The 12,084-nt window shown below is 30.4% G+C and carries 9 protein-coding genes; all 9 read right to left on the bottom strand.

What is annotated here, in order from left to right; translation table 11 throughout:
• Nucleotides 1–39 precede the first annotated feature (39 nt).
• Nucleotides 40–153 carry a type I restriction enzyme endonuclease domain-containing protein gene (locus H603_RS17775; RefSeq protein ID WP_394359120.1) on the bottom strand — a complete coding sequence of 38 codons (114 nt, stop codon included), beginning with the start codon at nt 151–153 and terminating at the stop codon, nt 40–42.
• 198 nt (nt 154–351) lie between these two features.
• Nucleotides 352–4,170 (bottom strand): leucine-rich repeat domain-containing protein, encoded by a 3,819-nt coding sequence (locus H603_RS0104485; RefSeq protein ID WP_026707454.1) that lies wholly within the window; start codon nt 4,168–4,170, stop codon nt 352–354.
• Between the two features lie 27 nt (nt 4,171–4,197).
• Nucleotides 4,198–7,386 (bottom strand): type I restriction endonuclease subunit R, encoded by a 3,189-nt coding sequence (locus tag H603_RS0104480; protein WP_026707453.1) that lies wholly within the window; start codon nt 7,384–7,386, stop codon nt 4,198–4,200.
• A 1-nt stretch (nt 7,387) separates the two neighbouring features.
• Nucleotides 7,388–8,386 carry a nucleotidyl transferase AbiEii/AbiGii toxin family protein gene (locus H603_RS0104475; protein WP_026707452.1) on the bottom strand — a complete coding sequence of 333 codons (999 nt, stop codon included), beginning with the start codon at nt 8,384–8,386 and terminating at the stop codon, nt 7,388–7,390.
• Nucleotides 8,383–9,108, bottom strand: a complete 726-nt coding sequence (locus tag H603_RS0104470) for a type IV toxin-antitoxin system AbiEi family antitoxin domain-containing protein (RefSeq protein WP_026707451.1) — start codon at nt 9,106–9,108, stop codon at nt 8,383–8,385. Before H603_RS0104470 ends, H603_RS0104475 begins: the two co-directional genes overlap by 4 nt.
• Before the next feature lie 90 nt (nt 9,109–9,198).
• The gene (locus tag H603_RS0104465) at nt 9,199–9,441 is read right to left on the bottom strand and encodes a hypothetical protein (protein WP_245576084.1); all 243 of its coding nucleotides are present in this window, start codon (nt 9,439–9,441) and stop codon (nt 9,199–9,201) included.
• 232 nt (nt 9,442–9,673) lie between these two features.
• On the bottom strand, nt 9,674–10,867 hold the full coding sequence (locus tag H603_RS0104460; RefSeq protein WP_026707449.1) for a TIR domain-containing protein: 1,194 nt from the start codon (nt 10,865–10,867) through the stop codon (nt 9,674–9,676).
• Nucleotides 10,868–10,892: 25 nt separating this feature from the next.
• Nucleotides 10,893–11,474 carry a toll/interleukin-1 receptor domain-containing protein gene (locus H603_RS0104455; RefSeq protein WP_026707448.1) on the bottom strand — a complete coding sequence of 194 codons (582 nt, stop codon included), beginning with the start codon at nt 11,472–11,474 and terminating at the stop codon, nt 10,893–10,895.
• Between the two features lies 1 nt (nt 11,475).
• Nucleotides 11,476–12,084 carry a TIR domain-containing protein gene (locus tag H603_RS0104450; RefSeq protein ID WP_026707447.1) on the bottom strand — a complete coding sequence of 203 codons (609 nt, stop codon included), beginning with the start codon at nt 12,082–12,084 and terminating at the stop codon, nt 11,476–11,478.

Raw genomic sequence — 12,084 nt, 5'->3', positions numbered from 1 at the left:
AATAACTTTTTAATTGTACTTCTTAAAATTCTCTGCTTGTTAAAAAATTTCTTTGTATATCTCATCGAGATCCACTAAAGGGTAGCCGCTTTCCGCCAATAATACAATTAGATCCACTTTTAGCTCTGCTTTTATATCATCTCGTTTAGTCAAATCTGTATACTTTGCTTTGTTATCTATGACAAGCTTTACCTTTAGCGCTAAGCAATTAATTTGTCATCGAGACAGGTGAAGTCGTATTTGTAAACTACAGCCTTCAATTTGTCATAAAATACTTTTTCTTCAAAATCAATACACAAATCTTTAAACGAGTCTTTTTATTTTTTAAAGCATAATACAAATCAATTATTTCTACGAATTTTTATCTACTAATCCTTCAACAATTCTTTTGTAAATTTTATAAATGTTATTTGGCAATTCATCGTTTTTAAACCAGTCATCTCCTGTTGGTTGTTGATCTGAAGCAATCATAAATCTAAGGCATTCGACAATTATATACCAAGCCATATTTTTGTTGTCAAAATCACAAACAGGCTTTGCTGTGTATGGCAAAGCCGTGAATTTACTTAAATCGTTATTTGTAGTACTCCAACTGCAGAAATCTAAAATAATTGGAACTATTTTAAAGCTATCATCTTTTTTCTTCTTTTCGAAAGCTTTGGTTATTTCATACTTATGAATATAATCAGTTCGCATTAGATTTGAACTTATCATAAAACAAACAATATCTGCCTCTTCAAAATGTTTTGTAATATCTTTATCCCATTCACCACCTGCAATTAGTTCTGTGCAGTACCAAGTTGAAATAATACTATCTCTTTTTAAAGAAGATAAATGATCTTGAAATTGCTTGACTAATGAAAAGTCATCTTTTGAATATGAAATAAATATTTTTTTCATTTTTTTTAAATTTTGATTGGTGAAATTTTGGAATTTATAAATTGGCAATTCTTTTGAATGAACTTTTGATAATGTTCTAATGATATAATTTTCACCAGTTTCAGGACTTTTTTGTACTGGTTCTGCTATTGTTGACATGGAAGAGATCCTAAAGCCATCTATAAGAGAATTCAACATAGTACCCTTCACAAAATATTCATTGTCAAGTGATATATATAAATCATCTGGAAGTTTGTTTATAATATCAATAAAATTAACCGTTAAAGAATTTCTAACCAATGGCTTTTTCTTTAATAAAACATCATTAATTTCAGCATTTGTAGTTATATTCATTTGATCATTTTGATAATCTCTGAATGCTAATAATGGAACATCGTGGTAGATTGCAATTAAGCAATTAAAAATATATCTTTCGATAATTTGTAAATCTTTGTTTACTAAATTTTTATTACTTAAAAAAACAAATATTTCTAAATTATTAAAGTCTAATTTAATCAAAACTTTAACTGAATTGTCTAAAGTAAATATTAATTGATCTCTCCAAAAATTTTTACTGTCTGGATTATTTCCGAAATGGCAAATTAACTGATTTACAATACCAAAGGGTATGAAGTTTTCAAATTTAAGTGTAAAAGCCGGTTCATCAAGTCCAAAAGTTAAAATGTCATAATTATTTTTTACTTTAATATCATTTGCTAATGGTAAAAAACTAGGTATAATATATTTTTTATTTTCCTTATTATGAAAAACAACCTTTTGCAGTTGAAGTAATTTAATAATTTTGAGATCTTTATTAGCGATGTCATGGAATTTTTCTTCACTAATTTCACCTCTGTTTAATATTAAATCCTTTTTCGTTAAAATTTCAGAATGTATGAAAGTGGTCAGTAATGAAGGGTTTAACCATACTACATCTTTTAATTCATTAAAATTCTTATAGTATAAAATCAAACCTTGCCTATGCAATTGATCTAGATCTTCAATTAAAAAGCTCAAAATATCTTCGGAAGTTTCATTCCCTTCTGGTTTTCGTTTGTAGTTTTTTAGTAATTCGCTAAGGAGAATACATTTTTGAGATGGAAAGCTAAAAATAAAATTTAAAAAAGCTCCATACCATTTAGGTTGAAGTACGTTATAACTACTCTGACTCTTCTTTTCCTCTATTTCATAATTAAGATTTGACTCAAGAAAATCTAAATTAATTTTATGTATGTTCTTTACATCTATAGAATCTTGGTCCAAAGAGATATGGAATTCATTCTTTATATTTATACCATTAATTTGTTTATTTTCTGTAATTCTAATATCATTATCAGCATGCGTTTGTGCTATTAACACTATTTCATCCTCTAATATTTCATGACTACTCTTAACATTCACTTTATCACTATACTGATGCTTTAATTGATGCAACCAATAATTTTTCGTAAAATCCCTAGTAAGAATATTGTTTACCTTGTCTATTCTAATTTTATTTTCATCTGTTTTTGAATTCCATAATAAAATATTAATTGCATCATTTGTTAAAAATGCTTTGTAAATTCCATGATAATAATCTTGACCTCCGAAATCAAAGTATATTATCTCAGGCAGTTTTTTTGTTTTTGATCTAGGATATTTTTCAATCCTGACAATATGTGTACTATCATTTTGCTTTTTTATTCTTCTAGTTTTCTTATTGGGGGCTATTAAATAATCTAATAAAGTAGACTTTCCCGCACCATGATTTCCTAATAATAAAACTTTCACGGGAAGTTTATAGTTTATAGTTTCCTTAGCATTTTTTTTACTAAAATAATTCTCAATAGTACTAAGATGGTTTTCGTATTTTGAAAGCTTCCAATTTTGGTCTATTACAAAAGGGTTATTATCAATAACGAGCTTTTTGAGTGATGATAAAATAGTTTCGAGATCATAAACATTTTTTATTTTATTGGAATGTAAATCCAGCATTTCAAGTGATTTTAAATCTTTTAAAAAGCTAATATTTGTTAGAATATTATTGCTTGTATTTAATGACTTTAAAGTCTTAAAATGTCCTAAGAAAAAAATTGAATTTATTTCATTATTGTTAATATGAAAATGTTTGAGGTTATCTAATTTTTTTAGACTTGTAATAGAACAAATTTTATTATTACTTATATTTAAGTATTCAAGATTAGTTAACCTACCAAGGTTTTTAACGTCGCGTATTCTCCAAGTACTTTTTCTTTTGTCATTTTTCCAATCACCACCAACAATTAGCCTTTTGAGTTTTTTTAATTTGGATATTTGAATTGGTATTTCGTATAAATTGTTCCCCAAATCATAATCTTGACTGCTTACCTTTGTCCAGTCGTTATCTATATATTCAGCCCATTCATTACTTAATATTAATTCTTCGAGCTGAATACATTTAAACAAATTAGGTATTAAGGTAAGATCTGTGATGCCACAATTACTTAAGTTTAATGATATCTCATTTTTTTCTAAACATTGAGTAATTCTTATATTTGCTTTTTCACACACTATCTCAAACCATTTAGTTATTGGATGATCACCTCTTAAATAAACTTCTATTGGAGGATAAATTAAAGGGTTATCAAAAAAATTATATGTTCTTGTAAAATCTTTATTTTTAATTAAATTAAGTATAGGACTTAAATCAAAAATAAAGTTGTCTGAAAATTTGAATTCCTGTAAATGTTTTAATTTTTTTAAACTTGAAATATCACGAATTTCATTGTTTGACAAATAAATGCGTTCTAAACTTATAAGATTTGAAAGACAGAATATTTCAGAAATAAAATTATTATTAGCATATAAGACCTTAATATCTTTAAACTGTTTAATTACAAAAATGTCAGCAATATTATTGTTACTAATATTTAACTTCTTAATTTTATTTAGTTTATTCAGAGAAGAAATATTTGAAATTTTATTTTCGTTTAAAGAAAGTATTTCCAAATTAATCAAACCAGATAAAGAATCTACATCTGAAATACTATTTCCATTTAAACTTAAACTTTTTAAACTTATTAAATTTTTAAGAGAACTTAAATCATCTATTATGTTACCATCTAAAAAGAGAGATTGCAAATCTATAAGTTTTGCAAGGAACTTTAAATCTGAGATTTGTAGATTAGAAAGATTTAAAGCTATAATATTCTTATTTTCATCAATACTTACTGACCTATTTATTTTTAAAAACTCACCATTTCTATAATCTGTAAGATATAATTCAGTATTTAAAATCTCTTGCAACTCTAAAACGACATTTGGTTTTTCCATTTACGATAATTTAAATTTAGCGTTTAATTAACTATTGTACTTCTTAAAATTCTCTGCCTGCTCAAAGATCTCTTTATAGATTTCATCACGATCCACTGGAGGGTAGCCGCTTTCGGCCAGTAATATAATTAGATCCACTTTTAGCTCTGCTTTTATATCATCTCGTTTACTCCAATCTGTGTACATTGCTTTGTCATCAACTACAAGCTTCACCTTTTGTGCTAGAATCAATAATTTATCATCAGGGTAATTGAAGTCGTATTTATGTGCTAAAGCCCTTAGAATGTCGTAAAAAGCTTTTTCTTCAAAGTCAATTCCTAGATCTTTAAAAGAGTCTTTTTCCTTTTTTAAAGCATAATATAAATCAATAATTTCATCTGTGAAATCTTCCAATACACGACTTTGCAACACATCATCTTCTTTACGTTCATTGTATTTGTCTACAATAAATTGCAATCGTTTTGAAAAGTCTATTCCTGTAATCTTATTTATTTTCTTAACATCATCAATTGCCTTGGCTAATAGTTTTTGAAGTAACTTAATTTTGGTATTAGGCAGTTTGATTTTATCAATTTTAGCCATATAATCATCCGAGAATATATCGACTTCGGTTTGCCCTTCGTCTCCTAATTTAAAAATCTCTTCAATACCATCACTTTCAATAGCATCTTGTAGCATTTGCTTGACTCTATTATTCATTTGAGCGGTATCAGGTGCAACCCCTTTTGTTAATTTAAAAATAATAGAACGAACGGCTAAATAGAAATGTATTTCATCTCGTTGTTCTTCTGAAAATATTCCTGACCCTGAACATATATCGTAAGCCGATTTTAATCGTTTTACGATATACATGAAACGCTTTTCCAGCTCTTGTGTTAGTTGAATGAATTCTGAAGCTTGATTAAGAGTTTTCAATTGTTCTAATGGCGTGCCGGTAAAATAACCTGAGGTATCAAATTTGTAAAATAACCTACTCAATAAATCCAACTGGTCTTTTACAACAACCACAGATTGTTCAATATCTTCAATATTTTCACCATCGGTATTGCTGTACAATGCCAGTGCCATATTCATTTGCTTTTTGATCCCAATATAATCTACAACCAATCCTTTTTGCTTTCCTTCAAACTTTCTGTTTACACGAGAAATGGTTTGAATTAAATTGTGGCGTTGTATTGGTTTGTCAATGTACATTGTATCTAAAAATGGCACATCAAAACCAGTCAACCACATATCAACGACGATCGCAATCTTGAAATTTGATTTCTCATTTTTAAACTGGCGATCAAGTTCTTTGCGATCGTCTTTTGTTCCTAATAAATGATACAGTGCTTCGGGATCATCTTTCCCACGAGTCATCACCATTTTGATTCGCTCCATTGGTTTGATTTCCTTTTTGTCTTTGTCTGACAATTCTACATCATCTGCTGCAATTTTCACTTCTCCCCAATCAGGTCTTAGTGCCAAAATGTTTTTATACAATTCATAAGCAATCAGTCTGTTACTACAAACAAACATCGCTTTTCCTTTTACGGTTGAACCTTCTGAAATTCTATTTTCATAATGCGTTACAAAATCTTCGGCAACCGTTTTTAAACGAGTAGGGTCACCAATAATCGCATTCATTTGCGACATGGCTTTTTTACTTTCTTCTACTTGGTTTTCGTTACTTCCTTCTTCTGCACAACGATTGTAATACGCTTCAATTTCGGCTAGTTTCTGGTTATTCAACAATACTTTAGCCGCACGACCTTCATACACAATGCGAACAGTAATTTCATCTGCGACCGATTCAGTCATGGTGTAGGCATCTACTATCTCCCCAAAAACATCAATGGTAGCATCTATAGGCGTTCCAGTAAAACCTACATAAGTGGCATTGGGTAACGAATTATGTAAGTGTTTAGCAAATCCAAAGGACTTTTTAACCCCAGTTTCTGTAACTTTTACTTTTTGATCTAAATTTGTTTGACTTCTGTGCGCCTCGTCAGAGATGCAAATCACATTGGTTCGATCGGTTAATAATTTGGTGTCTTCTGTAAACTTGTGAATAGTTGTCAAAAACACGCCACCACTATTTCTGCCTTGCAATAGTTCTCTTAATTTAGATCGACTTTCGACACTAATTATCGATTCATCACCCACAAATCCTTTGGCATTTGTAAATTGTCCTGACAATTGATCGTCTAAGTCGGTTCTATCAGTAATGACGATAATCGTTGGACTTGCAAAATATTTACTTCGCATAAGCAAACGGGTCAAGTACAACATGGTATAACTCTTTCCACAACCTGTAGTTCCAAAATAAGTTCCTCCTTTACCATCTCCATCTGGTTTTTGATGTAGTTTTATGTTTTCAAAAAGTTTGGTGGCTGCGTAATACTGAGGATAACGACAAACGATCTTGTCATTCTTTTTGGAGCTATCAGGTAAAAAGATAAAATTCTGAATAATATTTCTTAACCTTTTACGATTGAACATTCCTTGAATAAGCGTAAACATAGCATCAATACCATCGACTTCTTTGATCATGCCCTCAATTTTTCTCCAGGCATAAAAGAATTCATAAGGAGCAAAAAATGATCCTGCTTTGGTATTGGCACCGTCACTAATCACACAAAAAGCATTGTATTTGAAAAGTTCTGGAATATCTCTTTTATAACGAGTTGTTATTTGAACATAGGCATCATGAAGCGTTGTATTTTCTTGAATGGCTGTTTTAAATTCAAAAACCACCAAGGGCAATCCGTTGATATATAAGATCAAATCAGGAATGCGCATCTCATAGCCTTTAATAGCAAGTTGATTGACAATTTTGTAAATGTTATTATCGCTCTCCGAATAATCAATTAGTTGTACATAGAAGTCTTTTTGGCTTCGATTCTCTCGCTTTAACAAAAAGCCATCGCTTACCATTTTCATAATGGTTTTGTTGCTTTCGTATAAATCAGATGACGGCAAACGATCTAAATCTCTTACGATAGATTCGATCTCGTTTTCGGTAATATTTTCGGTTGCATAGGCAGATCGTAAATAGTTTTTTAAATCTTCTGTCAGCAACACTTGTTCACTAACAATATGTCCGTAAACTGTTGGTGGTTCTGATGCTCCGTTATATTCTATTTTACGTAGTTCACCACCTACCAGATGAGTCATTTTCTCTTCTTGAAGTAAACTGATAAAGGCTTGTTCTAATTGTGCTTCGGTAAATTTCATCCTATTTCGTTTCTCCTTTTTCGGGAATTTCAATATTCCATTTTACAACCTGTAATCTTTCGCTTATTTTTTGGATGGTCTCCAGTATTTCATTACTCGATGGTAAATCACCATAGACTAAATTCCCAAACTCATTGGTATAGCCATTTTCTAAATCTTTCCAAGTCGCTTCGGGTTCCCGAAAGAGTATTGCTTCTTTTGGGTGAAAAACCAACCATTGATTATTGTTTTTAAAACTATCAACATCATCTTGGCCAACAAGCAAAAGCATCGCTTCAAATTCTGGACTTTCAAAAAAAGCTAAGATTGCAGGAACTTTCAATAACTGATGTAAATCATAAGTATGACGAATTTTATTTCTCAGGTCTTCTATCGGATTTGCTCCATGAGAGAAACGAACCAAACTCATTATTTTTTCGCAAATAGTTCTATTTACATGCAAGACTTGAGCTTCAAAAGGCAGTAAACCGTATTCCTCAGCAAGTTGATATTGTCCTGCGGTTTCCATCATTTCATATACGTAAGATGAAATAGTACTGCTTTGAAAAGGCTCATAACGTCCTAGCCAAGTTGCTTCAACGATAATATTATCTCGAATTTGTCCAAATTTCCCTGTAAACGTTTTTGGATACTGATAAGCAATCTTTCTTATCATCCCTACTTTGTTTGTAATACCCTGTTCATCAATCTCTGTTAATTTCGCTCCAACAACATTGGTTATTTTCTTCAATTTGTTTTTCAATTGATTGCTACTTTCTTCATCTCCTTTCAAAACAACCAAATCAATATCTTCAGAAAACCGTTCAATCAAACCAAAGCATTTGGACAAAGCAGTACCTCCTTTGAAGATTGCTTCAGCCCCAATGGCATCCTGAAAAATTAAACGTAGCACATAAGTCACCCAATAATCTTTCTCCACATAAATGGGAAGTATTTTCATTTGTTGCGCCGTAAAAGCAATGGATTGCTTAAAGAGGACTTTGTTTTCGTGTAATCTCATACTAGATTCCAGTTTATGGCAGTTTTTAAAACAGCTTGTACTCCCGATAGTTTGTATTTTGTTATGGGGTTCAAATTTTTAAGCAATAGTTCCTTGAATTGAGAAACTCCCGCTTCATCCAATAGCGCACCAAGCAAAGCTCTTGTTGCAGGTGGGTACTTTTGAGCCAAGCGTACTACTGTCGCTATGTCTTTTTCAGACAACTCCTTCAATAGTGACATTAACCGCATGCAGGCAGTTGCAGTACTGCTATCAGGAATCCTCTTGATGTATCGAATAGCATCTAGCAATTGTAACAACGGAATATTCTCTTTGGTGATGGTGTTCTTTTGTTTTACGAATTTGATGCTATAACGATCTCTATTTAAGCTTGGGCGAATGTCATTTCTAGCAATTTGAATGGTATTGCTTATTTGAGTAGTCAATCCTAACTGGTTGTATATACTGTAGCCCGTAAGATAGCCAATTGTTTTGCCATCATCTTCCAATAAATCTTTTACCACTTGATATTGGTTGGGTTCTAAATTTCCAAAAGGAGTACTCTCAGGCTTGTAATACTTTCCTTTGGCTAGTTTAGCAATCTTGCCAGAGACCACCATACGATTCAATGCTTTTATGACCGCTTCTTTTTTATTCACCGCTGTAGTAAAGTCAGCATAGGTGAATACATATCCTTTTGGGAATCGATCTATGGTAACAGTAATGTAATCAGTGGTTTTCATGTAATACTATTTACTACAAATATATAAAAACGTCCAGTTTATTATATAAAAAACTGGACATTTTGTGTTTTAAATTATCTTGTCCAGTTATTAGAGCAGGAAACTTGACATTAATACCATTTTCCCGACGTTGGCAAAATGGTCTTCAATACTTTCTCCAGAAATTTCACAGGCTGTTTTTGCTTTAGAAATAACGCCAATAAAGTTATCCCATTTTGTATAGGCTAAAAGATGTTGTAAATCTCTAGCCAACCAAAACTCAACTCCATCTTCAGTTTGATTTGAATGCGATTCAAAATTATTAGTTAGGTTGTGTATGATTTCGTGTTTCATGGTAATCTTTTTTTTTAATCTTATTATTTGCAGGTCATCAGCTTTCAAACGACAATAGTACAACCCCATATCCATTTGAGGTAATCATCGTGTCAGCTTCTTTTCCATTCTATGTTTTGAGATTCGCTCATTGTTTATTTATGCTTTGTGGTGTATTATTTTGTACTAGGATTATAGAAATTAATCAATTAGAATACGGTGCATTTTAGTAAAGATATAGAATAGTACATTATTACATTTTAAGCCAATCAATTAAGTTCTGTTTTTTGTCCTTATTTATAATTGCCAAATTTCCATTTTCTAAAGTTACTTTTGGATAAATTTTAATAAAAGCTGGTATCTTATTTTCGTCAACAGAATCAGAAAAAAACACGCAAACTTTTCTGTTTAATGCATGAAAGTAACCAATTTCCCAAGGTGTCCATAAAGATTTCAAACTATCAACAGTATATATAAATATTAATGCTTTACACAATTTAAGACGTTCAATAATAACTCCGGCTGTATCAACATTAGTTAATTCACGCTTTAAACTTTCCTGATCATTCAGCCAATCTACATAGATATTAAGATTTAAAGAATTTAAAGTTGATTTTAATTTTAATATCAAATCTTTATCTAATGAACTATGTGATAAAAACAGATCGTACTCTTTTTTCTTTTCCAATTGAGAAATATAAATGTGTTTTAATAAATCTGAAGGTGTTTCGATTTTAACAGGCGCTAAATTGTCTCCCAGTTTCTTTTTTCCTTTCCTGTTTTTTCTCAACCTTACCTCTTTAATTCCAAATTTTTGTAATGTTACAAAAGCAAAATGCCTTAAATTGAAATTCCTTTCAGAAGAATTTACTTTGTGCAAAAATTTCACGGTTCCCATACACTTGTATTTAGAAGCCTCTTGTAAAATAACATATCTTGCTGTTACATCTTCTGGTTTTCTATGTTTTAGACTAAAATATTCATCAATGAAGTAATTGGAATATTGAGGATTTACCTCTTGAATATATTCAAGATTTTTATTTTGAGTCTCTTGATTTTTAATGATTTTTTCTCGACATTTTTGAAGCAATTTTTCTCTGTTTTTACACCTTTCCTCTTCCAATAAAATGTATTCCTCTTGTGCGTGATTGGCTCTTATCCTACTAATAATTTGAAAACTTATCTCTTCTAGAAATACATTCGGTTCAGAAAAAAAATACCTTTTAGGAAAACCTTTTTTAACCAAACCTTCATCCATTCTTTTATATTCATTAAATTTTGAACAGATATCATCCCATAAATAGCTATATAAATTTTTAAATTCTTTATAAAAATCATGATCCGAAAAATCAACAGGCATTAAAGAGCCTACTTTGAGAAGAGGCTGTTTAAAACTTCTTTTATAATCAATTAAAAAACTGGAATATTTTCTTTTAGTTCTCCCCATAAAGGATATTTATTCTATCAATATTTTACTTAGAACGTAACCATTCTTTTAAAGACACCAACTTATGATTTCCAGCTGGCAATCTGTATTTCACGTAATAACCCTTTGTTATTGAGCGTCCATCAGTATATTTATTAGTTCCATTTTCAAAATCTATAAAGGGATATATGACTAAATATTCTGCTCCTTTAAAACTTTCATAATTCTTATTAATTGGAAGTAAAGCAATATTCTCAATATATTTTTCGGCATCTCCTAATCCTAATTCCCAATTACACCATTTTGAATTAATCGCATTAGGAGTAGATATTAAAATAAATTTATCCGATACTTTTATTTTCTCTTTCAACTTATGAGCTGTCTCGGCATTTGTATAAGCTGGCATTGACGGATCCATCCAATCGACATAAACATCTACACCTTCTTTTTTAAGGAATTCAACAACATCTTGCAAAATGGTATGTTCATCATGCTTGTGAGATAAAAAAACCATTGGTTTGGTTCTATCTCTTGACAAACTTTCATTTAAATTCACAATATTGTCGGCAGAAAAAGTTTTTGTTCTACTTCTATATTGTGCCAATTGAGATTCATTTATAATACTCATATTATCTTTCTTTCATTAATTTATAATTTGAAAGCTGTTTACTTTTATCAAATGCATTGTCAATATAATAATTTGGAGTTGCTAAGAAGTTATCTTCATCAACAAGTGTTATATATGACCCATTCATAAAATCATATGTGTCACATTCGGTACAATGCTTTATTTCAGGATTTGAATTATACCTATTCCTATATAATATGGGATACAAGTATTCAGTTCTATATTTTACTATAGATGAACCGTGAATATTAAATCCATGAACTTTCAACCAATCTGGGGAACCATTTATATTCATAATTACACCAACAATACCATTTGATCTAGACGTAATATCACCTCTTTTGTATTCATGTAATGCATATTCTATTTCCCAATCTATCCATTTACTGGAATTCATACTAGGAGAAATAATAACAATTGTTACAGAAGTACTAAAAATCATATCTTTTAGATACTCTTTGATTTTTTCAGTAGAAGTGTCAGATAAGTCTGGACTAGCTGAGGTTTCTCCTTGATAATATTTAGCATCCTCACCTAATTTTTCAAGAATTTTGTTTCTTAATTTTTGTGCTTCATCATATTTATATGATATAAAAGTTTTTTTTGCCAT

This window comes from Flavobacterium frigidarium DSM 17623, assembly GCF_000425505.1.
GTDB lineage: Bacteria > Bacteroidota > Bacteroidia > Flavobacteriales > Flavobacteriaceae > Flavobacterium > Flavobacterium frigidarium.
Note: the sequence above shows the minus strand (reverse complement) of the source record. Positions and strands in the feature narration are given on the sequence as shown.

What these genes read in the sequence shown, in the direction of transcription:
- H603_RS0104465 (WP_245576084.1), bottom strand. Translation starts at nt 9,441, where the DNA reads ATGAAACACGAAATCATACACAACCTAACTAATAATTTTGAATCGCAT.
- H603_RS0104485 (WP_026707454.1), bottom strand. Translation starts at nt 4,170, where the DNA reads ATGGAAAAACCAAATGTCGTTTTAGAGTTGCAAGAGATTTTAAATACT.
- H603_RS0104475 (WP_026707452.1), bottom strand. Translation starts at nt 8,386, where the DNA reads ATGAGATTACACGAAAACAAAGTCCTCTTTAAGCAATCCATTGCTTTT.
- H603_RS0104460 (WP_026707449.1), bottom strand. Translation starts at nt 10,867, where the DNA reads ATGGGGAGAACTAAAAGAAAATATTCCAGTTTTTTAATTGATTATAAA.
- H603_RS0104470 (WP_026707451.1), bottom strand. Translation starts at nt 9,108, where the DNA reads ATGAAAACCACTGATTACATTACTGTTACCATAGATCGATTCCCAAAA.
- H603_RS0104450 (WP_026707447.1), bottom strand. Translation starts at nt 12,084, where the DNA reads ATGGCAAAAAAAACTTTTATATCATATAAATATGATGAAGCACAAAAA.
- H603_RS0104480 (WP_026707453.1), bottom strand. Translation starts at nt 7,386, where the DNA reads ATGAAATTTACCGAAGCACAATTAGAACAAGCCTTTATCAGTTTACTT.
- H603_RS0104455 (WP_026707448.1), bottom strand. Translation starts at nt 11,474, where the DNA reads ATGAGTATTATAAATGAATCTCAATTGGCACAATATAGAAGTAGAACA.